Annotated in this window: 11 protein-coding genes; 7 read left to right on the top strand and 4 right to left on the bottom strand. The window is 67.1% G+C overall.

From position 1 onward, the window contains the following. The first annotated feature begins 13 nt into the window (after window positions 1-13). Window positions 14-10,921, top strand: a complete 10,908-nt coding sequence (locus KY501_RS18170) for a non-ribosomal peptide synthetase (protein WP_224364443.1) — start codon at window positions 14-16, stop codon at window positions 10,919-10,921. Here KY501_RS18170 and KY501_RS18165 read toward each other — a convergent pair. The 4 genes from KY501_RS18165 to KY501_RS18150 all read right to left on the bottom strand — a co-directional run bounded on the left by KY501_RS18165 (window position 10,875) and on the right by KY501_RS18150 (window position 16,596). Beyond that, complete coding sequence (locus tag KY501_RS18165; RefSeq protein WP_224364442.1) at window positions 10,875-11,480, bottom strand: class I SAM-dependent methyltransferase; 606 nt, start codon at window positions 11,478-11,480, stop codon at window positions 10,875-10,877. The two genes, KY501_RS18170 and KY501_RS18165, sit on opposite strands and share 47 nt — an antisense overlap. Before the next feature lie 224 nt (window positions 11,481-11,704). Beyond that, the gene (locus KY501_RS18160; protein ID WP_224364441.1) at window positions 11,705-12,562 is read right to left on the bottom strand and encodes a S1 family peptidase; all 858 of its coding nucleotides are present in this window, start codon (window positions 12,560-12,562) and stop codon (window positions 11,705-11,707) included. Between the two features lie 102 nt (window positions 12,563-12,664). Further along, a complete protein-coding gene (locus KY501_RS18155; RefSeq protein ID WP_224364440.1) occupies window positions 12,665-15,976 on the bottom strand; it encodes a HEAT repeat domain-containing protein in 3,312 nt (1,103 codons plus the stop codon). 203 nt (window positions 15,977-16,179) lie between these two features. Beyond that, window positions 16,180-16,596: a VOC family protein gene (locus KY501_RS18150; protein ID WP_309242973.1), complete on the bottom strand. Its 417-nt coding sequence runs from the start codon at window positions 16,594-16,596 to the stop codon at window positions 16,180-16,182. Between the two features lie 103 nt (window positions 16,597-16,699). Between KY501_RS18150 and KY501_RS18145 the strand changes: the two genes are divergently transcribed. The 6 genes from KY501_RS18145 to KY501_RS18120 all read left to right on the top strand — a co-directional run bounded on the left by KY501_RS18145 (window position 16,700) and on the right by KY501_RS18120 (window position 24,159). Beyond that, window positions 16,700-17,419 (top strand): hypothetical protein, encoded by a 720-nt coding sequence (locus tag KY501_RS18145; protein ID WP_224364439.1) that lies wholly within the window; start codon window positions 16,700-16,702, stop codon window positions 17,417-17,419. A gap of 446 nt (window positions 17,420-17,865) precedes the next feature. Next, window positions 17,866-18,759 carry a DUF2381 family protein gene (locus KY501_RS18140; RefSeq protein WP_309242972.1) on the top strand — a complete coding sequence of 298 codons (894 nt, stop codon included), beginning with the start codon at window positions 17,866-17,868 and terminating at the stop codon, window positions 18,757-18,759. Continuing rightward, window positions 18,756-20,555 (top strand): serine/threonine protein kinase, encoded by a 1,800-nt coding sequence (locus KY501_RS18135; protein WP_224364438.1) that lies wholly within the window; start codon window positions 18,756-18,758, stop codon window positions 20,553-20,555. The genes KY501_RS18140 and KY501_RS18135 overlap by 4 nt, the downstream gene beginning before the upstream one ends. Window positions 20,556-20,666: 111 nt before the next feature. Continuing rightward, window positions 20,667-21,818 carry a serine/threonine protein kinase gene (locus KY501_RS18130; RefSeq protein WP_224364437.1) on the top strand — a complete coding sequence of 384 codons (1,152 nt, stop codon included), beginning with the start codon at window positions 20,667-20,669 and terminating at the stop codon, window positions 21,816-21,818. A gap of 39 nt (window positions 21,819-21,857) precedes the next feature. After that, window positions 21,858-23,042, top strand: a complete 1,185-nt coding sequence (locus tag KY501_RS18125; RefSeq protein WP_224364436.1) for an LLM class flavin-dependent oxidoreductase — start codon at window positions 21,858-21,860, stop codon at window positions 23,040-23,042. A gap of 163 nt (window positions 23,043-23,205) precedes the next feature. Continuing rightward, window positions 23,206-24,159: a hypothetical protein gene (locus KY501_RS18120; RefSeq protein ID WP_224364435.1), complete on the top strand. Its 954-nt coding sequence runs from the start codon at window positions 23,206-23,208 to the stop codon at window positions 24,157-24,159. Window positions 24,160-24,166: the final 7 nt, after the last annotated feature.

Below are 24,166 nucleotides of genomic sequence, written 5' to 3'. Positions count from 1 at the left end.
GCTGGAGCACGTCTTGAGCGCAACCCCCAAGGACTCTTCCAGGGTCTTCCCGCAGTCTTCAGGTCAGCAGGCGCTCTGGCATCTGCATCAGCTCGATTCCGAAAGCACGGCCTACCACATCCCCTTCGCGGTGCGGCTCATGGGGCCGCTCATCCACGAGCACTTCCGGAGTGCCTGGCAGCTGATCGTCGACCGGCACGAGGTGCTGCGCACCACCTACGATGAGCGGGAAGAGCTTCCCGTTCAGCAGATTCACGAGGCGACGTCCGTCTCCTTCACGCCGCACGAGGCCAGCGGCGTCCCCGAGCAGGAGCTGCTGGCCCAGGTGGAGGCTGAGGCGGCCCGCCCGTTCGATCTGCGCACCGGGCCTGTCATCCGTGTCTCTCTGTGGAGATGTGCCCCCGAGCAGCATGTGCTCCTCGTCGTGGTGCACCACATCGCCGCTGATCTCGGGTCCATCATGGTGATGATGGATGAGTTCATCACGGCGTACCGTGCCCTGCGACGCGGCACGGTGCCCGAGCTCCCGCCACTCCAGAGCCGCTACGTGGACTTTGTGCGGGAGCAGGAGACGTGGCTCTCCTCTCCGGAGGCCGAGCAGCAGGCGTCCTACTGGACTGACGCCCTCGCGGGCATTGGCCCCGTGGAGCTTCCGCTGGATCATGCACGTCCTCCGGTGACAAAGCGCCACGGAGGGCAGGTGTTCCTCACCCTCGAGCCCGCCTTGACGACAGCCCTGCATGCCCTGGCGCGGCGAGAAGGTGTCACGCTGTTCAGGCTGCTGCTCGCCGCCTTCCAGGTGCTCCTGCACCGCATGACGGGGCAGAACGATATCTCCGTGGGTGCGCCGACCTCGGGACGACGGACACGGCAGTCCCTCCACGTCGTGGGCTACTTCGTCAATCCCGTTGTCCTTCGGGCCCAGCTCGCCGGCACTCCCACGTTCCGGGAGCTGCTCTCGGCCACGGGCGTGAGCGTCAGCCAGGGACTCGCGCGCCGGGCGTATCCCTTCCCGCTGCTCGTGAAGCGACTGCGCGCCGATCGCGATGCCAGCCGCTCTCCTCTCTTCCAGATCACCTTCGCCCTGAGCAAGGCCCACGGGTTCGAGGCGGCTGCGCCCTTCATCCTCGGACCGGGGGGTGGGCAGACCCTGATAGATGACGATGTCCAGGCCTCTCCGATCGCGCTGCGGCACCGCAATGTTCGCTTCGATCTCGAGCTGAATGTCGCGGAGGCGAACGGAGAGCTGCGCTGCGCCGTGGATTACGATCGCGCCCTCTTCGAGCCAGAGAGCATCCGCCGGCTGACCCACCATTTCCGGACGCTGCTTCAAGGAATCGTGGAGGATCCCACACGGCGTATCGGGGAGCTGCCCTGGCTGACGCCTACGGAGCGACAGCAGCTCCTCATCGAGTGGAACCAAACCCGGGCGCCCTTCGATGAGGGGGTCTGCCTTCATGAGCTCCTGGCCCGGCAGGCCGCGCGAGCGCCCGAGGTGCCCGCCGTGGTGGATGCCGGGACGGTGCTTCGCTACGGCGAGCTCGAGAGACGGTCGAATCAGCTCGCCCACCAACTGCGCGCCCTCGGGGTACGCCTTGGGACACCCGTGGCCATGTGCCTGGAACGCTCGCCGGAGGCGATCGTCGCGATCTACGGCATCCTCAAGGCGGGAGGAGCCTATGTCCCTCTGGATCCAGCGAATCCCCCCGAGCGGCTGTCGTTCATCCTGTCCGAGACCCAGGCGCCCGTCATCGTGACCGTGGAGCCACTCTCCCGGCGGCTGCCGGAGACCCGGACGGCCCGCGTGTGCCTCGATACGAGCGCTGAGTCACTCGTGGCCTGTCCCACGAATGCTCCCGAGGCGCCTGTCCCGCCGGAGACCATGGCGTACATCCTCTACACCTCGGGCACCACCGGAACCCCGAAGGGTATCGCCTGCGCGCATCGCGGCGTCGTGAACCTGATCACCGACTTCGATGGTCGGGCACCGATTCGTCCCGCTGGCCGCGCGACCCTCTATTCGAGCTTGAGCTTCGATGTCTCGGTCCTCGAAATCTTCGCCGCACTGAGCTTCGGCTCCACGCTGCACATCGTCCCGGAGCAGCTCCGCCCGAACGCTCCCGGGTTCATCTCCTGGCTCCAGGAGCATGGCATCGAGAGCACCTACGTGCCCGCCTTCGCCCTCCCGGAACTCCGGAGCCAGCGAGAGGACGCGGCAGGGAGCAGCCCTCTGCGGCGAATCCTCATTGGGGTGGAACCCATCCCAGAGGAGCTCCTCACCGCCATCCTCCGGACGACACCCGGGCTCTCGATCATCAACGGCTACGGGCCCACGGAGACGACAGTCTGCGCGACGTTCCACGAGGTGGAGCCCCACAGCAGCGCTTCCGGCCCGACTCCCATCGGACGCCCGGTGCGGAACCTCACGGCTTACGTCCTCGATCGCTACCTGGAGCCCGTGCCGATTGGAATCCCCGGCGAGCTGTACGTGGGGGGTGTCGGCCTCGCCCTCGGATACTTCCGGAGGCCCGAGCTCACGGCCGAGCGATTCATCCCCCATCCTTTCGGTCCTCCGGGAGAGCGCCTCTACCGCACGGGAGACATCGTCCGGCGTCTTCCCTCGGGCGATCTCCAGTTCATCGGGCGGACCGATCACCAGATCAAGCTACGAGGCTTCCGCATCGAGCTGGGAGAGATCGAAGCAGCGCTCCTTCAACACCCGGCCGTCCGCGAGGCCGCGGTCGTCGCTCCGCACGACGCGCGGGGCGACAGGCAGCTCATCGCGTACGTGGTCACGGCCGAGGGAGCGGGCGAGGCCCGTGGCCCGCTCCAGGAACACCTGCGCGCACGGCTCCCCGGCTACATGATCCCCTCCATCGTCGTCCAACGCGAGGCGCTGCCGCGGACCGTGAGCGGCAAGATCGATCGCGGAGCGCTCGAGTCCCGGGGCTCGCCTGTCCCAAGGGCCGATGGTCGAGCCCCCTGGGCTCCCCGGGACCGAAGCGAGCAGGTGCTCAGCGACATCTGGCGCGACGTGCTCGGCGTCGAGGCCATCCATCCTCAGGACAACTTCTTCGAGCTGGGCGGTCACTCGCTGCTCGTAGCACGGGTCTTGTCACGCCTGCGCAATGCCTTGGGCGTGGAGCTTCCGCTTCGCGCGATGTTCGAGGCTCCTACAGTGGAGGAGCTCGCGCAGCGACTCCGTACGGCGGCGGTACCCTCCGGCGCGGCCCCCCTCGCTCCCGTGCCGCGCGGGCGTCCGCTGCCTCTGTCATTCGCCCAGGAACGGCTGTGGTTCCTGGAGGCTCTGCATCCGGGCTCTCCCTCCTACAACATGGGGCACGCGGTACGTCTGAAGGGGCCCCTCGATACCCAGATCCTGGCCAGGAGTCTTGCCGGGGTGCTCGCCCGGCACGAGACCCTTCGGACCACGATTGCCTCGGGCGCGGAGGGCCCCCGCCAGATCATCCATCCACCCGGCCCCATCAATCTGCCCGTGGATGAACTCGAAGGGCTCTCCGCCAGCGAGCGCCTGGAGCGAGCGCGCCGCGTCGCCGCCGAGGAAGTGGGCCGCCTCTTCGATCTGGAGCGGGGACCGCTCTGGCGGAGCCGCCTCATGCGACTCGACAGCGAAGACCACGTGCTCGTGCTGGCCCTCCACCACATCATCGCTGACGGCTGGTCACTGCAGGTCCTCGTGGGAGAGCTCATTGCCCTCTACGAGGCCGAGGCCCAAGGGCGCTCGAGCCCGCTGCCCGATCTCCCCATCCAGTACGCCGATCACGCGACCTGGCAGCGGCAGCGCTTCGAGCGAGGAGCGCTGGCACCGAGCCTGGACTATTGGAAACGCCAGCTCGCGGAGCCTCCGGCTCCCCTCGATCTGCCCGTGGACGGGCCCTATTCCGAGGAGGGAGAAGCCTCTGGGAGCGTCGTCTCGGCCAGGCTCTCCGTGGAGCTGACCTCAGCACTCCAGGGTCTGGCCCGGAAGCACAAGGCGACCCTGTTCACGGTGCTCGTGGCAGGACTGGGAACCTTGCTGCACCGGCTCACCGGGCAGGAAGACCTGATCATCGGCTCACCGATCGCCGGGCGTGAGCGCCTGGAGACAGAGGGCCTGATCGGCCTCTTCCTGAATACGCTGGCGCTGCGCGTCCGATGCTCCGCCGAAACCTCGTTCGCTGCGCTCCTGGATTCGGTGCACGAGGTGGTGATCGGCGCGGAGAGCCACTCGGAGCTCCCGTTCGAGAAGCTCGTCGCCGAGCTACAACCGGAGCGGGGCCTGAGGCGCAGCCCGCTGTTCGACGTGCTGCTCAATCTCGTCGCCCTTCCGGACATCGGGCGGCCGGCGGCGAAGCTGTCCCTCGAGCGCTTCGATCTGGAGGTGACCTGGCCCAAGGTGACGCTGGAGTTCTACGCCCACGAGGCGCAAGGACAGCTCGAACTCTGGCTCGTTCATCGGCGGGATCGCATCCACGTGGCACGCGCCGAGGCACTGTTGGAGCAACTCGAGCACCTCCTCTCGCAACTGGTGTCGAAGCCCGAGGCACCCATCCGCGAGCACTCCCTGGTCACGCCCCGGAGTCGAGAGCGGCTCCCCGATCCCGCGGCTTCGCTGGAGGCCGCGCCGCTCGGCTCCGTGCCCGAGCTCCTGGCGGAACGAGCACTCCAGGATGGCATGAGGGTGGCGCTCAGGCACCGCGGCCGGACGTGGACCTACGCCGAGCTTGGCACTGCGATCCGGCAGATCGCCGGGCACCTTGCCGCTCGAGGTCTGAAGCCGCATGACGTGGTTGCCGTGACAGGGGCACGGAGCTTCGGGCTCGTCGCCGCCATGGCAGCCGTCTGGGCGGCTCGGGGGATCCTGCTCACCCTGGATCCGGCCCTGCCGGTGGCCCGGCGGCGCTTGATGCTGCGAGAGGCTGGTGCGCGGGCAGTGCTCTCCGTAGGCCTGGCTCCCGAGGAGGTTGCTCAGCTCGACGGCGAAAGTCCCTGGATCCTGGAGTTCTCCGAGGACGGCAAGCCCTCAGGGGAGACGCCGCACGAAGGCATCAACGGGTCCCTCCCCTCACCCGAGGATCCCGCGTACCTCTTCTTCACCTCGGGCACGACGGGCACACCCAAGGCAGTCCTGGGCTGGCACGGGGCACTCCGCCACTTCATCGACTGGCAGCGGGAGACGTTCGCCGTGGGCACGGCGGATCGGGCTGCTCAGCTCACGGCGCTCTCGTTCGATGTCGTGCTGCGCGACGTGTTCACGCCCCTCTGCGCGGGGGCCACGCTCTGCCTGCCGGATGAGTCCGACTTGCGCCCGGAGGTCATCCTGCCCTGGCTGGCCCGCGAGCAGATCACGATCCTCCATACCGTGCCGACGCTCGCGCGGTGGTGGCTCCAGGGAGCGCCCGTGACGCGGGTGCCCCTGCGCTGGACCTTCTTCGCCGGAGAGCCCCTGGGCGATGCGCTCGTGCGCGGCTGGCGCGCGGCCTTCCCATCCACGGCCATCGCCAACTTGTATGGGCCCACGGAGACGACGCTCGCGAAGTGTTGCCACGTGGTTCCCACCGAGCCCGCGTTCGGCATCCAGCCCGTGGGCCGACCGCTCCCGGCGACGCAGGCCCTCGTGCTCAACGCGCGGGGTGCCCTGTGTGGTGTCGGAGAGGCGGGCGAGATCGTCATTCGCACTCCCATGCGCTCGCGCGGCTACAGGAACGACGCGGCGGAGACGGCGAAGCGGTTCTTCCCCAACCCATTCCGTGCGGATCCGAACGACCTGCTCTACCGCACGGGGGATCTGGGCCGGTACCACCCGGATGGCTTGCTGGAGATCCGTGGGCGTGTGGACGATCAGGTCAAGATCGCGGGTGTCCGGGTGGAGCCCGCGGAAGTCTCGGTCGTCCTATCGCGGCACGAGGCCGTCAGCGCCTGCACGGTCGTCCCTCACCGGGATCCCACCGGGGCCTGGGCGCTCATCGCCTACTTCGTTCCTCGAGAAGCGGACGATGGTCTCTCCGAGAGACTCTCCCGCTTCGCAGCGGCGGAGCTGCCGTCACCGTTGGTGCCCCGCCTCTTCATCTCGGTGGAACGCCTTCCACGAACGGCGAATGGCAAGGTGGACCGACGCGCTCTGCCTGCTCCTGACTGGGAGCAGCCTCGCCGGACGTCGGCCCAGGCGCCGCGCACTCCCACGGAGACGCTGCTCCTGAGCCTCTGGACCGAGCTGCTGGGGCGCGGGCAGTTCGGCACCCAGGACAGCTGGTTCATGCTCGGAGGGCACTCGTTGCTGGCCATGCAGCTCGTGGCACGGCTCCGCGAGCGGCTGGGAGTCGAGCTCCCCGTCCGGACGATCTTCGAGGCGCCGACGATCGCTGAGCTGGCCAGGGTCATTGATGCTCAAGCGCCCTCACGGGAGCAACGGGAGGATCCCCCTCGACTGGTCCCCCATCCCGCCGAGCGTTTCCTGCCCTTCCCGCTCACCGATATCCAGGCAGCCTTCTGGGCGGGGCGGGGCGGTGAACAGGCGCTCGGCGACGCGGCGACCCAGGGTTATGTGGAGCTCGAGCTGCGAGCGCTGGACGTCGAGCGTCTCGGTGCCGCGCTCCACAGGGTCATCGCGCGGCATGAGATGCTTCGCGCCATCGTCCTGCCCGACGGGCAGCAGCAGGTGCTCTCCGAAGTGCCGCCCTACACCCTCGAACTCCTGGATCTCCGAGGCAGGCCCACCCACGAGGTGGAGGCACGGCTCGAGGCACTCCGGGAGCGGATGTCGCGGCAGGCCCGTCCCAGCGATCGCTGGCCGTTGTTCGAGATCCGGGTGTCCCTGCTCGACGACCACCGCACGCGGGTGCACGTCTCGGTGGACGCCATCATCATGGATCTCTGGAGTTCACGCCTCTGGGCCCGGGAGCTCCTGGCGCTGTATCAGAACCCTGCGCGAGAGCTCGAACCGCTCGAACTCTCCTTCCGGGACTACGTGCTCGCGGAGCTGGCGGAGCGCGGAGGTGAGGCCTGGCGGCGCGATCAAGAGTACTGGCTGCGGAGGCTCGACACACTCCCTCCCGCGCCTGATCTCCCGCTCGTTCGCGAGCCTCCGGCGGGTACGCCCCGCTTCGCCCGGCACCGGGCTGTACTGGCCCCCGCCGAGTGGGAGGCCGTGAAGCGACAAGCAGGTGAGCAGGGGCTCACGCCCTCCGGGGTGCTCCTCGCGGCGTATGCCGAGGTGCTCGCGCTGTGGAGTCGGACACCGCGCTTCACGCTGAACGTCACGCAGCTCAACCGCCGTCCGCTCCACCCGCAGGTCGGCCAGCTCATCGGGAACTTCAGCGCGCTCACGCTCCTCGAGGTGGAGTGGGATCCCCGCCTGTCCTTCGTCGATCGTGCGCGGCGAATCCAGCGGCAGCTCTGGGCCGATCTGGAGCACCTACGTTTCAGCGGCGTGCAGGTGATGAGGGAGCTCGTCCGGAGAGGTAACGCCTCCGTCTCGGCGGTGATGCCCATCGTCTTCACAAGCGCGCTTGGAATGCCCGCAACGGCGGGTGGGCTCGAGCAGGAGCTTCCTCCCATCCTGCATGGCGTCACCCAGGGCTCCCAGGTGTACCTCAACCATGGCGTATCCGAGGTGGGTGGCGCGCTCGAGCTCCGCTGGGACGCCTTGGAAGGGCGCTTCCAGCCGAAGGTCATCGAGGAGATGTTCACGGCGTTCACGCGGCTGGTGTCGGCCCTGGCGGCTGACGGCTCGGTCTGGCAGGCCTGCGACGCGGGAAGACGCCACGCGGGGATCGCCGCGTTGGAGCCGCCAGCGGATAAGGCGGGAGTTCCGGCACAGCTGCTCCAGGCCCTCTTCGCCGAGCAGGCCGCGCGCCGCCCGGAGCAGGTGGCCGTCATCTCCTCACGCCGCTCCATGAGCTACGAAGAACAACAGCGACGCGCCTGGGCGCTCGGCGGGCGGCTGCGCGCGGCGGGGGTGCGGCCCAACCAGCTCGTCGCCGTTGTGATGGAGAAAGGGTGGGAGCAGATCACCGCCGTCCTCGCGATCCTCGAGGCGGGAGCCGCGTACCTGCCCATCGCTCCTTCCCTGCCCGAATCGCGGATCCACTACCTCCTCCATAATGGAGAGGTCCGGTTCGCCCTCACCCAGCCCTGGCTCACCGAGCGCGGCTTCTGGCCGGACGGCGTCGCGGTCTGGCCCGTCGAGCCACAACCGCCCGCGACCGCCGAGCCTCTCCCGGCCATCCAGACGCCCGCGGACCTCGCCTATGTCATCTACACCTCCGGCTCCACCGTCGAGCCGAAGGGCGTGATGATCGATCACCGCGGCGCGGTGAACACCGTGCTCGACGTGAACGAGCGGTTCCGGGTGGGCCCAGGCGATCGCGTCCTCGCCCTCTCCTCCCTGAGCTTCGACCTCTCCGTGTGGGATGTCTTTGGAACACTCGCCGCCGGCGGAACGATTGTCATGCCTGACGCCGCTGGCGCGAAGGATCCGGAGCACTGGGCCCACTGCATCGCCGAGCATGGCGTGACGATCTGGAACTCCGTCCCGGCCCTGATGGAGATGCTCATCGAGCACGCATCTCATCGTGGCGACGTGGCCCTGGGCTCGTTGCGGCTGGCGCTCCTCTCGGGAGACTGGATCCCCACCACCCTGCCCGATCGCATCCGAGCGCAGGTGCCTGGCATCAAGCTCATCAGCCTGGGAGGCGCAACCGAGGCCTCCATCTGGTCCATCCTCTTCCCGATCGACCGCGTCGATCCGTCCTGGAAGAGCATCCCCTATGGCCGGGGCATGCTCCGGCAGCAGGTGCATGTACTCTCCGCGGATCTGGAGCCGCGTCCCCGCTGGGTCATCGACGAGCTCTACATCAGTGGAGTGGGAGTTGCGCAGGGGTACTGGCGCGATGCCCAGAAGACAGCGGCGCGATTCCTGTCACATCCGGTGCTCGGGCGCATCTACCGCACCGGCGATCTCGGACGCCTGCTCCCGGACGGGAACATCGAGTTCCTGGGACGAGAGGACTCCCAGGTCAAGCTCCGAGGCCACCGCATCGAGCTCGGAGAGATCGAGGCGGCGCTGACTCAGCACCCGGAGGTCCACCAGTCGGCCGCCGTCATCCGCGACGATAGGGGCGAGCGGCGGCTCATCGCCTACGTCGTCCCACGTGAGTCCTCGCGGCCGGACCTGGAGGCGCTGCGTGTCCATCTGGAGGCCCGGCTGCCGGAGTACATGCTCCCCGCCGCCATCGTGCCCCTCACCGAGCTGCCGCTCAGCGCGAATGGCAAGGTGGATCGAGCACGTCTGCCAGCTCCGGAGCGCACGGAGCCTGGCGCTTCGGCCACGGAGGAGCCTCGCACGAAGCTCGAGGCCCTCCTCCAGCGGATCATGGGAGAGGTGCTGGGCCTGCCGCAGGTGGGGCTGGAGGACAACTTCTTCGAGCTGGGGGGCGACTCCGTCCTGGGCATCCAGCTCCTGGGCCATGCCGCGCGCGCGGGGATGCGGCTCAACGCCCGGCAGCTCTTCGCACACCCCACTGTCGCGGAGCTGGCTCGAGTCGCCGTCCCGATCGAGCAAGGTCTCCCGGAGCAAACCGGCGCGGAGGGCGAGACGCCGCTCTCACCCGTGCAGCGCTGGTTCTTCGAGCAGGAGTTCGCGCAACCGCACCATTGGAACCAGGCGGTCATCGTCGCACTCCGGAGGGAGGTGGAGCCACGTCACCTGGAACAAGCGCTCGGCCGGCTCGTGGAACGCCATGGCGCGCTCAGGTCTCGCTTCGAGCGGCTCGAGAGAGGCTGGGTGCAGCGGGTGGTGCCAGGGACCGGCGCCACGGTCCTGGATGTCGTGGATCTGCGTGGGTTGAGTGAGAACCAAGCCCGCGCTCGAAGGTTGGAGTTCACCGAGGAGCGCCAAGCCAGCCTCTCGCTGGAGCACGGTCCCCTGGTCCGCGTGACGCTCTTCCAGCACGCTCCCCCCGCGCCCTCTCTGGTTCTCTTCGTCATCCACCACCTGGTCGTGGATGGGATCTCCTGGCGTGTGTTGCTGGAGGAGTTGGAGCTGCTCCTTTCGGCCGAGGTGGAACCGGGCCCCCCCAGCGTCCCCTTCCGCCGTGCCACCGAGCGGCTCCAGGCCCATGCTCGCTCCGAAGCGGCCCTCGCCGCCGCGGATTGGTGGCTCCAGCTCCCGTGGTCCCAGGTCTCGCCGCTCCCCGTGGACATGCCGGGAGGCCGCAACACCGTCGCCTCCGCCCGGCGGCTCGTGGTGACGCTGAGCACGGAGGAGACAGAGGCACTCCTGCGACAGGTTCCCGAGGCGTCCGGCGCGAACGTGGAGGAGCTGCTCCTCGCGGCGTTGGTGCACACCCTCACGGAGTGGACGCAGAACTCCGCGGTGCTCATCGACCGGGAGACCCATGGTCGCGAACTCATCTTCGAAGACCTGGACGTGAGCCGCACTGTGGGATGGTTCACCGCGATCCACCCCGTGGTGCTGACACGAGACAGGTCCAGCGGTTGGGGTGAAGCGCTGGCCTCCATCCAGGAACAGCTCCGGCTCGTGCCGATGCACGGGCTGGCCTACGGGTTGCTGCGCTACCTTCGGGGCGACGACGCGCTGGCCTCACGGCTGGCCGCGCTACCCCAGGCGCAGGTGAGCTTCGACTATCTGGGCCAGGTCGACGGTGTGGTGCGCGGCTCGCGATGGTTCCAATGGTCCCATGAGTCCACGGGGACGACACGGAGTCCACAGGGGGACCGCCGGGATCTGCTCGAAGTGCTCGGCATCGTCGCGGACGGGCAGCTGCGCCTCCTGTGGATCTACAGCGAGGCCGTCCACCGCTCGGAGACCCTGGAGCGCCTGGCCGCAACCTTCTTGGAGGCACTCAGGGCTCTCATCTCCCATCTGCTCGAGGGGCGGCCACCGCCTCCCAAAGAATGAGCGCTCCCTCCTTCGAGATCACCACGTCCCGGAATCCCGCCTCCGCCAGCTCGGAGGCGAAGGTGTCCGCCGCCAGGGGAAAGTCGGGATTCGGGCGCGTCGAGTGGCGCCGATCATAGCCGTCGAACAACCCCAGGGCCGGAGCGGCTCCCAGACAGAGGCCTCCAGGCCGGAGGGCGCGTCGCAGTGCCTGGAGAGCGAGTCCCCGGTCGGGGATGAACTGCAAACCCAGGCTGCACAGGGCGACATCCGCGGCGCTCTCGGCCAGGGGGAGTGCGAGGAGATCCCCTCTCACCAGGAGCAACGGACGCATCCGCAAGCGGCGCTCAGCGCGCTGCAACATGGGAAGCGCAAGGTCGACTCCCACGTATGCGCGGAGTCCCGCCTGGGGCAACAAGGGTGCGGTGAACACAGCCGTCCCCGAGGGCACGTCGAGGAGGAGCCCCCCTCGTGCGGCCTCCACCGCGCGCGCATGGAGCCGATCCAGGATCTGGCGCCTCACCGCGAAGCGGCGGGGAAGCAGGAATCGAGGGAGCAACAGATCATAGGTCCGTGCCACCCACCCCTCAAAGGCATGCGTCCCGGGTCCGGGGGCAAAGTCGAGGACACCGCCGCGCCACCGAGCCGCGTGACCGCAGCGGGTGCACGACGCCACCCCCGGCGAGCTCGCGTGCTCCAGGGGTGCTCCATCCACGGGACAGCGCAGGAGCGTCAGGAGTTCCTGCGAGAGCGATGGGGATGCTGCCGGATCCGTGCGAATGACCGAGATGATAACCCTCCCCCTCACTTGATCGTGACAAACTCGAGAGCAACCTCGAGCGGATGTAGACGCCCACCGTCGGCATCCGCCGCTGGCTCGGAGGAGTTCAGGCCGGCAGCGGCTTGCTGAGGGGAGGCAGTCCTGGCGATCCACTCCGAGGCCACGTCCACCCTGGCGCTGAGACCGAACCGCCTGCACTGGCCGTCGCCGGCCGCGATGACCCCCACGATCTCCCACTTGCCGTCTTTGTAATCGAGTACGGGCCCCCCGGAGTCACCGTGGCACGTGTCATGCCCAAGAGTGTTGTTCTCGAAGGTGAAGTCGTTGACCCGGCTGATGTAGAGCCGCAGGCATCGCTTAATGCCCGCGCCCGTTTTCGCCACGCCATCGGCGTCTCCGAACCCAACGAAGGTCAGCCGGCCTCGGAAATAAACTGGCAGCGAGGCCTTCCGGTAGGGCAGCGGCGTGACGCCGGGCACGGGTGCGCGAAGATGGAGAACAGCGAGATCGTAGGAACCGAGCTTGCTCTTCGCGTACCTCGGGTGGGGGCTCGCGCTTGCAACGGGGAAGTAGGGGGCCGTCGGTTCCTCCCCCATCCTGAAGGAGAGCTCTGCAAGGTCTTCATCTTCGATGCAGTGGGCCGCGGTGAGAACTGTGTCCTCCGCGATCAGGGTTGCCGAGCAGAAAACCTTATGGTCCCGCCGAACCAGAGCACCCACCGCCTCGAGCCCCGGGGCGGTGCCACACGAGACTCCCCCGGTGATACCCACCACCATCTCCTTCTCGTACTGAAGTGCCTGGCTAGGGGCTGAACAGGAACTCAGTACGGGGATGGAGAGACACAGGGCGAATCGCGCGAGCTGCCGGAGGGTGGTGCCCATGCCGTCTCCCGAGAGTCACGAACTGGCTCGAGGATAGCACGACGGGAGCACGACCTGGCTTGACCGGGTCGAAGCTTTCTCGCCGGGACGATCGGCCGCGCATCATGTCTTCGAGCCACCAGGGATTGATGCCAGGCCATCATTGACGGCGGCGAGCCACTGCTCCTGCTCGTGGGTCAGGCGGGAGGCCGCCGCGAGCTCGAGGAGGAGGACGCGGGCGCGTTCGAGTAGCGGGCGCGCTTCGGAGGGTCCACTGACTCGAGCGAGCTTCAAGCACGACAGGGCGATGTCCTGTGGCTCGGCAAAGCTCTCGGCGATAGGCAGCATGGCCTTGAAGGAGCGCAGGGCTCCCTCGGTGTCGCCTTGCGTGAGCAGGATGTCCCCAGCCTGCTCATGGCAGACGAAGAGGTCACGCTGCCACTCGGAATTGTCCGGGTCCAGTTGGGCAAGATGCTGGGCAATGAGCAGCGAGGCCTGGAAGCAGCGCAGGGCGCCCTCCCTGTCGCCCTGCTCGAGCAGGACCTCACCGACCTGGTCATGGCTCAAGGAGAGGTCACGCTGCCATTGGGTGTTGCGTGGATCTCGTTGGGTCAGGCGCTCGGCAATCGACAACGCGGCCTGGAAGCAACGGAGGGCTCCCTCCGTGTCGCCCTGCTCGAACAGGACCTCACCGACCCGGTCATGGCTGAGGCTGAGATCACGCTGCCACTGGGTGTTGTCTGGGACCTGCTGAGCAAGGCTCTCGGCGATCGCCAGTGAGACCCGGAAGCAGCGCAGGGATCCCTCCGTGTCGCCCGCCAAGAGCAGGACGCCTCCCACCTTTCTCTGGCTGACGCAGAGGTCGTGCTGCCACTGGGAATTGCCCGGGTCCTGCTGGTTCAGGCGCTCGGCAATCGACAACGCGGCCTGGAAGCAACGCAGAGCGCCCTCCGTGTCGCCCCGGGAGCGTAGGACATTCCCCACCTTGTCGTGGCTCAGGAGGAGGTCGCGCTGCCACTCGGAATGACTCGGGTCTTGCTGGACAAGGCGCTCGGCGATCGCCAGCGCTGCGCGGAACGCTGTGAGCGACGCGCCGCTCCCCCTCTGCAACCGAACCACAGCGTGGCGAGCGAGGATGACCTCCCAACCGTTCGTGGCCGCCACGGCCTCCCGGACGATTTCGGCCACTTCCCTCGGGTCCACGCGCTTGCCCGAGATGTGCGGTCTGGCCCCGTACTCCCGCGCAAGCTGCATTCGTTCCGCCGCGGTCCCCGCGCGCGCGAGGATGCACGCATAAACCTCGCACGAGCGGCCAAAGACCTCGAACTTCGACCCATCGCCGTCGTCTCCGAAGCGACGGAAGAGGAGGTCAAGGGCCGCCTCGTAGACGAGGGCATCCGCGAAGGCAGCCTTCTCGACGAGATAGCGCGGGAGTACGTAGATTCGGCAGTCGTCCGTGTAGACGACCGGGCCTATAAAGCTGAACTCGCCGAGCGGCTCCGCGCCCACGCTCACGAGGTAGCGGTTCGCAAGAACCCAGGCTTCGGTGTGGAAGTGGCAATCCCACAAAAGCTGCTCGATGTTCTCACCGTCGACGAAGACCACGGACTGCTCGAGGGCCGACAGCACTTCCTCCTGCTCCTCTCGAGGGAACCAGCCGCGCACCATCGGCTCGATCTTTTGCCGCGCGAGCGTCGCGGTCTCCTCGCGCGGGAGCGACCGAGGCGCGCGATGTCCGGCGCGGCTGCGCACCTCGCGGATGAGAGGTGCTCGTAGGCCTTCGTGAGAGCGCTGATGGCTCTTTCCGTAGTCCCCCCCCTCCCACACCTCGCAGTTGCTGTCATAGCAACCGGTGCGGAGATACCGTTCAATCTCCGCCGCGATGGTAGGGAGCGGGCCGGTCACGCCGAGCAAGAGGAGCGGAGTCCTGGCTCGAGCACGCCAATCATGTGACCCTCGAGGAGGCATATCGGTGCCCGAGTGTCCCTCCCGCCGCACCAGGTGATACTCCAACTGCTGATCAAGGATCTCGGAGCGGCAACCGCCCACGAACGCATCCAACAGGGCGGAGAGGTCTTCGTCCGCACCCCGCCGGGAGAGCGCCCGAACTGCTTCCTCGGCTTCAGCAAAGACGGCGCGAGCATCGTCAGAAAAATAGGCAGAGGCGCTGGCGAGCACCTTCATGAACAGGGGCCTGCTGGCTTCCCCATCCAACATGCCGAGCCAACGAAGTGCCTCGGCGCGCACCCATCGGTTGGGGCCTTCGAGGGCCATCTGCCGGAGCGGCGCCAGCCACTCGCTTCGGCCCTGCTGAACGAGACCCGCGAGCGCTCGGAGGCGGACCGTGGGATCACTCGCGCTGGACAAAGAGATGAGCCGGTCGTACCAGCCCGCACCGGATTCGCCGAGTTCGAGCAACCCCAAGAGGGCGAGGCCCTGCGCCTCCTCATCCGAGCCTCTCAGCGCGACCAGGCAGAGGGAACGGTCTTCAGGCGACGGCGAGCGGGACGAGACATACCGGAGGACGATGCGGACGAGCGACGCGTTGTCGGGAGAATTCGCCGCGACGAGTGCCCAGCGGACGGCGGCAGCACGATCGTGGTCGCAGAGTCTTTCGAGCAGTTTGCCACGAACCTCCAGCGCCACCTCGACATCGCCAAGGAGCTGATACAACAGCCGCCGGGCCCCTTCCCATTCACAGAGCAAGTCCACGGCCGAACGGAAGGCCGGGGGATGATTCAGGATGCCATGGGGCAAGGTGCAGTCGGCGCTCTTTGCCCGCACGACACGGTCGAGGCGGCGCAGCAGCCCGTCCTCGCCGAAGTGGGCCAGCAACTCTCGCAGGGGCAGCAGGAGCCCTTCGGCGGCTCGATGGTGAAGTGCGGGAGAGGCGCTTGCGAGCCGCGCCAGTTCATCGCGGAACGGTCTCCCTTCACGGTGAAAGACCTGCCCCAGTTCCTCGGCGGTCATCTCCCGGGTCCACTCGGTGACGAGGTCCCAGGCCCCCGGCCGCTCACAGTGGGCGAGCGCCACTTGGAGGTTGCGGAGGTGGCGATCGGACTCGTACCAGCGCGCGTACAGCCACTCCATGAGCTCCGGGGGTTGAGGTGCAAGGCCAGTGGCGGTGAGGATGCCAGCCAGGTCGCCAGGGGACATCCGAAGGAGCACCTCCTCCATGGCCGCTCCGAAGTCCTCGAGCCTCGCGCAGGTGAGGAGGTATTCCAGTGAGGAGCCAGGGTCGAAGAGATGGGGGCGCCTTTGGCTGAGCTGAACGAGCTCCTGACTCGAGAGCCGCAGGCCGTACTTCGACAGGACGAGCAGCACTGTCTCTCGGAGGCTGTAGCCCGTTCGCGGGTCGAAGAGCAGGGCCCGTAGGAAGGGAAGCAGCTCGGCGCCTCCGAAGATGCCGAGCAACCAGACGATTCGACACCTCAAGACGATCTGCGCTGGAGGTGTCGCGTTCAGGAGGGAGAGCAACTGCGCGCGGATGCTCTCGCGCGAGGACCACACCAGAGGTGGAAGCGAAGACACTGGAGAGGCCGAGTTGGGACCGGCTGGCGAGACCGACTGCGAGAACGCAGGAAGTGCGACTCACAGTAATGGAGGCGCAGCCCGCGCGCAACTGCACACCCTGGCCCTTACTTCTGGACGTGGGACGGGTCCATCCACATCACTTCCCAGTGGTGCCCGTCGACGTCGAAGAAGCTCCAGCCGTACATGAAGCCGTGGTCCATGGGGTCGGCCGCGGGCTTCCCTCCAGCGGCGAGCGCGGTCTTCACCAGCTCGTCCACCTCGGCGCGGCTGCTGGCGGACAGCGCGAAGATGCCCTCGGTCTGCGAGTTGGCGTCACTGATCGGCTTCTTGGCGAAGTCCTTGAAGCGGTCCTCGACGAGGAGCATCACGAACGCCTGCTCACTGATGATCATGCAGGTCGCCTTGTCATCGGTGAACTGCGGGTTGAACTTGAAGCCGAGCCGGGTGAAGAACTCGACGGACCGCTTCAGGTTCTTGACGGGGAGGTTGACGAACAACATCCGGGAGCCGCTGGCTGACACGTGTGCCTCCATGGGTTGAGTGCTGCGGCCCTACTAACGCCAATGGGGCACCGAACTCATCGGTCACGTGTAGAAAAAAATGACTCCTTCTCCCGGAGTGTGCGTGACCTCATACTCGCGCGTGAACCGTTCACTGGGAGATGTGACGATGCGCATGAGCTGGCCGACGCTGTGGCTGTTGGGCTGTGGAACCCTCCTGTCCTGCGGAGGGCCGGCGCCGGAAGAGCCGCAGCGGGAGACGCCGCTCACCGCGCGTCGGGACGGCCTGTCCCAGATCTTCACCCAGCAGACGGACTTCACCACCGCGACCGGCGCCGCGCTGGTGACGTTCCCGGGGTCCGCGTACGAGGCGTACCCGGACCATCCATCCGGCGCGGCTTCGAGCTGCACCCGGGGGCCGTCGGGAATCGACCTGCCGTGGGGAGCCAGCGCGCCCACGCTCAACCTCCAGGCGTCGAGCGTCGCCACCACCCAGTGGTTCTGCTTCATCGGGCCAGGATGGAATCACAACAACACCCATCCCTCCCCGGTGAAGCCCACCATCACCGTTAGCGGCGAGGACGACTTCGAGCTGGCTTTCTTGCATCCCGTCTCCGCCGTGGGCCTCGAGCTGCTCACCAACCAGTGGGCGCAACACAAGGTGACCCTCACGTTCACGGATGGCACCCAGGAAGTCCTCGACGACACGCTCCTGGACACGGCGCCCAACGCCTTCGAGTTCGTCGGCATCCAGGCGTCCAAGCGCATCCGGTCCGTGGTCGTCGACACGACGGGGGGCGCCAGGGAGAACGAGGGCATCGCCGGAATCTGGGTCGCTCCGTAGCGAGGTGACTGACCTCTGGCCGTAAGGAGACCTGCCCGGGCGCGTTCACGACTTCCAGTGCGGGTGCCGGTGGTGCAGGTTGGAAACGTGGGGGTGATCATGCGTTAACGGCACGTGGAGGTGTGGATCGCGCACCGAGCAATACCCTGTCGACTCCGCGCCCGGGCTATGCCCGCTGCGCGGGCTGCCTCCATCTGTTCCTCAGCACCATGCTGCGGCCCGCGTCCACTCAGCTCGCGTGCCCGTGGTGTCTGGAGAAGCGACCGGGGACTCCTCACGGAATCGTCGACGCCACTTCCTGTGAGTGTCGGTTCCTGGTTCACTGAGCGTGGGCAAGCGCTGGGCGATCCGGTCGGCGCGAGCCGCTCGCTGGAGCCCGGCGAGCAGCTCTGGGAGAAGCCAGGCCAAGCGGCTGAGCCCCCTGTGCAGGCACGGGCGATGGTAGCGTGCTCAATCCAGGAGGTCACGCACCTTTGTCCCAACCTGATAGATTGGCCCTTGCGCTCCTGCTCCTTGTGAGCACCGTCGCGCGAGGAGAGACGGAAGTGAGTCGGGCGAAGCGAGAACGGGCGGTCACAGTCGCCGGCTCACCTGCCGAGCCTCTGCCCGAGCTCCACGTCGCACCGGACACGCTCACGTTCCTGTGGTTCCCCACGCTGATCCTCAAGAAAACTCTCTCGGTCGATGAATCCCGGATTCGGGTTCTGGACGTGGGCGAGCGCTCGATCGTGGTTCAAGCCACGGAGGACTACCAAGCCGGCGAGCGGCACGAGCTCGAGGTCTTCTTCGCGGATGGAAAGGCGCCCGCTCGGGCTGCGTTCGTGCTCGTCATGGACCCGGCCGCGGTGGACACGCGGATCGACGTGGCGCGACCCGAGCTGCCACACGCGCCCTGCCCGGCCGAAGTGCAGCGCACTGCCCCCTTGCCGGAAGATTTTGTGCTGAAGGAGTACGTGAACAAGCGCGGCGTTCAGACCGCATCCATTGAACACGCAGTGGACAGTGGACAGGGGCTGGAAATGAAAGAGGGCGTCTCCTATCGCGGCAACGGGTGGGTGCTCTTCGACGTGACGATCCGCAATGCTCCCGGCCACCCGCTCTTTTCGCCACTTGACGCGACGTTGAGCGGCAAGAATGGAGTCACGCTGCAGGCACGTGTCGTAACCGTTCAAGAAGAGCCGAGTGCCCCCGGGGATCGACTGCGGGTTCTCGTCGTCGCAGACGAGCCGCCCCCAAGCGCAGGACTTGTCTTCTCGCTGAAAGTGCGCGGGGCTGATGGGCGGAGCCTGGTGATTCCGCGTGCGAACCTTCCCAGGCCCGTAGCGGAGGACAAGCCATGAAGACTCTTCTCAGGCTGCCTTCCGGCAGCGTGATTGATGGTTGGCACGTCCTGCGGGAACTCGGCAATGGAGGCTTCGCGGTCGTCTACCTCACGCAGAAGGATGGGCAACTCCGAGCGCTCAAGGTAGCGCGGCACCGCGATGCCAGCGGCGACGAAAGGCAGACTCATGCGCGGGCGATGCGTGAATTGACGGCCCTGCTGCTGTTGATGGAGCCGGGCCATCCGAACATCATCAAGGCGCTCGGGTATGGCTATGCGGAAGCTGGCAATGTGTATGTCGCGCTGGAGTACGTGGATGGCTGGACGCTCGGCGAGTGGTTGGAGAAGAAGCACCCCACATTCCACGAAGTTCTGCGCGTGTTCGTGAAGCTTGCCTCCGCCCTGACGTACATGCACCGCAAGGGCATCCTTCACCGGGATTTGAAGCTCGTGAACGTCCTGATCCGAAAGAGCGACGGCGAGCCGATCATCATTGATTTTACCTGTGCTACCTACACACAAGCGGCGGATCTGACCGAGAGCGGTCTGCCCCCTGGAACGGACCGTTTCCGCGCGCCTGAGCAATTCACATTCCTGCGCGAGCACAGAGACGAGCACCGGGCCCGGTACGCCTTCCAGGTGGCCGACGAGATCTTCGCCTTCGGCGCGATGCTCTACGAATTGCTGACGGATCCGCGGCCAACAGAAGCGCGCCCGCGCGAGACGCTGAACAGCCCCCTCGACCCGCCTGCCCCCGCGCGAAGCCTGAACGCTCGCGTTCCCGCAGCGCTGAGCGACCTCGTCGAGAGCCTGCTGTCACGCGACCCCGAGAGGCGCCCGGTGGATACCGAGGTGCTTGAACGCGAGTTGGCGGAACTCGTGGCACACCCGGGAGCGGACTACATGGCGCCCGCCCATCCTCCCTCAGAGCAGCGCCAGCCCGAGCTACCCGCAGGTAGGGGACAGGCGGGTAGGAAGCCCAGCTCGAGCAAGCTGCGGGCATGGCCCGGCAAGGTGTTTGCTCGCGTCAGCCACTCGGGGAAGGTGCTCGCAGCGGGCGCGGCTGCCGCCGCCGTACTCACTGCTGTCGTGGCTCTCTGGGACCATCCCCATGCGGTTGAGCCGCCCGCCACGCCGATCGCCGCCGGTACGCCGAGCGCCTCAGGTGTCGACCCATCCGTGGCGCCCGCCCCTGATATGTCACCCCTCGCCCCCGCGCCTGTGGTGGGCACCTTGCCAACACCCGCCCCCGTACCGGAGGAAGGTTCAACCGTGAAGACTCAGCCACCCGAAGATCCGAAGCAATCACGTCGGCAGAAGGCCTCCCCCGGCTCGGACCTGCGCAAAGTCGTGCCGATCGCGTGTGCCCTCGCCACCGGGTGCACCGGAGCCCAGGTCAGGCCCGAGCCATTCACCTGCCCAGAGGGCGCAGTCGCAACGCGCAAGCGTCTCCGCTGGGGAGAATCTCAGCGCTTTAGCGTTGTGCTCGATGACCGGTACGGCGATTGGGGGGACCACTGGTATCGCGCGGGCGACACCGTTGTTGGGGTTGTCCCCGACGGCCTCGATCCGACGCAGGCCAAAAAGATCTCTTCAGGTACGCGGTTCCTTGGCGGGAAGGTCTACATCTCCCCCGAGAAGCGGGAGAGCGGCAGGCCGGGCCGAATCTTCGTAAAGTATGAGCGGGTCAAGCTGCCGCAGCAGGACGAGCTACCCGTTTGCTTTATCGTCGCAACCGAGGCCGACGAGCTGAAAGACGGTGCCGCGAGAGCACCCAATGAGGCTGTTGGATATGTCGTGGACTGGTGGCCCTGAGCGGAGCCCCATCCAACCTGGCACGACGTTCACCACTGACCCCATCTCTTGGGTAAGATGGACTTGTCTCGCGCTGGCATGGTGCCCGCGTGAGCGACAGGAGGAGCCAGCATGGCGGCCATCGAGTTCAAGCTTCCCAAGGGGGCGATTCTGTTCTCCGACGGGGATGGGGTTTCCTACGAGTTCCGCGAAGACCTGGGCGAGGCGCATCACGGCCTGAGCCTGTTTGTAGCGCGTCGTCGCTCGCCAGAAGGGCACCCTGAAGGGAAGGTGCTCCTCAAGGCGGTGGGGCTGGGCAACGACCCAGAGTGGATACGAGTCGCCAAGGCGCGGGCCAAGCTCGAAGAGCAAGTGCGGCTCGCGACCTACCTTCAGCACCCCGGCATCCTCCGTGTTCACGGGCTGCACAAGACCGAAGCAGCCTGGTACGTCGTCACCGACCATCCCACAGGGCAGGATCTGGCTGAGCTGCTCGGGATCGTTCAGCAGTGCGACCGCTGGTTCTCGCCCTTCTTCGCGGTGTATGTCGGCGCCGCAGTGGCGAGCGCCCTGGAGCACGCGCACTCAGCGAAGAACGAGAAGGGGCACCCGCTTGGCATCGTCCACCGGGCGATCGATCTGAGTCACTTCTTCGTGGATTGGGAAGGCCGGGTTCAGGTCTCCGACTTCGGGCTGGCACTCTCCACGCTGCCGGGCCGCGTCGTCTCCACCGTCCGTCGTCCGAAGGGGGATACCTACTTCGCATCGCCGGAGATGCTTCTCGGCGGTCGGGTGGACGCACGCTCGGATCTCTTCGCGCTCGGGCTCGTCATGCTCGAAATGGCCACGGGAAAGAACCTGCTCGATACCGATATGGGGGTCTCCGACGCGGCGAAGGCAGCCCTGTCCAAGCGGCAGGTCGACCGCGTGAAGCGTGCGATCAAGCGCGCCCGGCTAGCCGGTTGTGGCGCCGCGGTCGAGCAGACGATCTGGCGTGCGGCGACCTACACGCCAGAAGACGTGGAGGCGGTCATGGCGGGCCTGCCCGAGATGCTGCGCACGCCCCTGAGCAAGCTCCTTCAGCGCTCGAAAGCCGCGCGCTACCAGACGGCAGGAGAGTTGGAGACGGACCTGCGCCGTTGGCTCGGGGGACAATTCGGCAAGAGCGAGGCAGCGGCCGAGCTGAAGCGTCTGAAGACCCAGGCGGGCGAAGCCCTGATCGAGCAGGGCTTGAGGCGTTCTCGTCGTCGCGGGCAGAGCATGCGGCACCAGCCAAGCTGGTAACATGCCCACCACGTCCACCCAACCGAGGCAGGCTCACGCATGAAGATCGACATGTTCTGCGAGATGATCAAGCCGAAGCAGTTCTTCGGCGAAGGCCAGGAGCACACGCTGATCCTCGAGACACTCGCCCAGGCGCAGCTCGCGGACGAACTCGGCTACGGTTGCTGGTGGCAAGTCGAGCACCACGCCGCGCCCCAGTTCAGCTACAGCTCGGCTCCGGAGCTGATGCTCACCGCGATCGCGCGTTCGACGCGCCAGATGCGTGTCGGGCACTCGGCCGTGCTCGCGCCCATCCGGATCAACCACCCGCTCCGGATCGCCGAGCGCGCGGCGTTTCTCGATCACCTCAGCGAAGGCCGGCTCGAGCTGGGCCTCGCGCGCGCGTCCGTCCCCGAGTGGCGCGTGTTCGGCATCGAGGCCGACGACGCCCGCCGGCAACTGCAACAGGCCTTCGAGATGATCCCGAAGATGTGGACGCAGGAGCGCTTCTCGTGGAACAGCCCTGACTTCACGATCAAGGACGCCACGGTGGTCCCCAAGCCGCTGCAGAAGCCCCACCCGCGGCTGTGGCAGGCGGCCGTCACGCCCAGCGGGTTCGAGCAGGCCGGACGCAACGGCGTGGGCGTGCTGCTCACCACGATAGCGACGCCCATCCAAGCGATCGTGGAGATGCTCGGGGTGTATCGCGCCGAAATCCAACGCTGCAAACCGGTGGGCGAGACCGTCAACAATCAGGTCGCGCTGTTCACGTTCGTGCACTGCGCGGAGACCGAGCGCGAGGCCATCGAGCACGGCGCCGCGGCGGCGGCGGCCTGGTACATCAATATGATCTTCACGTTCTTCGAGGCACGCGAGATCATGACGCGCACGATCGACGAGATGGCAGCGGCGGTCGGGCGAGACCCGGGCAGCCCACTCGCCGCGTATGCGCGGCTCGCCGCGCAGAAGGCCGCCCTGCCCAAGAGCCCCCTGACACTGATGCTCGATCGAATGATGGCGGGCGAGCCAGTCTCGAATGAGGAGGTGTACGAGACCCTCAGCGCCGACGCCTCGGTGATCATCGGCGACGTCGCGTCGTGCCGTAAGAAGATGCAGCGTTACCAGGACATCGGTATCGACCGCCTGATGTGCTTCCAACAACTTGGCCACCTGCCCCACGAGCACATCATGAAGAGCATCCGGCTTGTCGGAGAGCACCTGATCCCAGTGTTCGATCCGAAGTGAAAGGCCGCAGAGGAATGAAGCAGCACTGATGGCCCGGAAGAGCGAACCGGCACCAGGGAACCCCGAACCGCTCAGCCCGGGGTTTGCTCCGGCCCCGAGAATCCGCTACTGAACCTTGTCCGTGTGTGAAGAGAGCCCACGGCTCGCTCGGGAGGATTGACGCATGCAGCCATCGTCTCGCGTCCCTCCTCAACCCTCCCTGTCTCTGCCAGAGTTCCGGACAGGCGCTCCAGGCACGGGCATGGGCTTCTTCGATCGTCTCTTCGGCTGGCACAAGGTGTCCGGGCCCCCGCGTCGCGTGAGCCCGTTGAGCCTTCAGCTCCTGTTCCCCAGCAAGCTGCGGCTGGATGCCCAGGCACTGACGGAGGCACTTCGAGGCTTCCACCCCTCACTGTCCCAGGCCCGCTTCGAGCCGGACTCCCGGGCGAGCACCGCCATGGGAGCCGAGGTCGGCGTGGCTCGCTGGGAGAAGCATGCGGTGCAGGTGGTGCTCTTCGGAGTGCGCATGCCCACCCCGACGCTCGAGCAATGCGTTGCGCCGGCCCACTACTCGGCGGAGCTGAAAACCCAGGCCCGGGCCCACACCGCGCACGCTCTGCTCTTCTACGTGGGAGAGGAGCAGGACCCCCTGGAGCAGTACGTGGCGCTGGCGCTGGTGGCCGTGGCGCTGGCGAAGCAGGGGGCGATCCTCGTGCTGAATGAGAGCGCTCACACCTCGTTCCCGACGCACCCGCTCCTCCCAGACAAGGACGAGGATCTGCTGGACCTGCTGCGGACGATGCCCCTCACCGCCCTCTATGTGGGCTTCGTGAAGCTGCAGGTGCCTGGAGTGGAGGGCGTGTGGCTGCGGACCTATGGCGCCCCGAGGATGGGGCTGCCGGATCTGGCGTGGCACGCCCGGAACGAGACCGAGGCGTACGACACCTTCGAGCTGTTCTCCGGCCTGCTGGAATACCTGAGGAAGACCGGGGCCCGCTTCGCCAAGGGCCACACCGCGGAGTGGCAACGGCGCCACGTGAAGATCCGGGGGCCCCGCTGGAGAGAACGGAAGTTCCTCGACAGCCCGGGGACGTTGTTCGTGCTGGAGCCACGGGAGTTCCCAGGCTCGGAGCGGTAAAGGGGCG

The sequence above is a fragment of the Hyalangium versicolor genome (genome assembly GCF_020103695.1).
Classification (GTDB): Bacteria; Myxococcota; Myxococcia; order Myxococcales; family Myxococcaceae; genus Hyalangium; species Hyalangium versicolor.
The sequence above is the reverse complement of the archived record's forward strand: the minus strand, read 5'-3'. Positions and strand labels throughout refer to the sequence as shown.

Coding starts and splice junctions, on each gene's coding strand:
- KY501_RS18160 (WP_224364441.1), bottom strand. CDS start 12,562: ATGGGCACCACCCTCCGGCAGCTCGCGCGATTCGCCCTGTGTCTCTCC.
- KY501_RS18135 (WP_224364438.1), top strand. CDS start 18,756: ATGAAGACTCTTCTCAGGCTGCCTTCCGGCAGCGTGATTGATGGTTGG.
- KY501_RS18130 (WP_224364437.1), top strand. CDS start 20,667: ATGGCGGCCATCGAGTTCAAGCTTCCCAAGGGGGCGATTCTGTTCTCC.
- KY501_RS18125 (WP_224364436.1), top strand. CDS start 21,858: ATGAAGATCGACATGTTCTGCGAGATGATCAAGCCGAAGCAGTTCTTC.
- KY501_RS18120 (WP_224364435.1), top strand. CDS start 23,206: ATGCAGCCATCGTCTCGCGTCCCTCCTCAACCCTCCCTGTCTCTGCCA.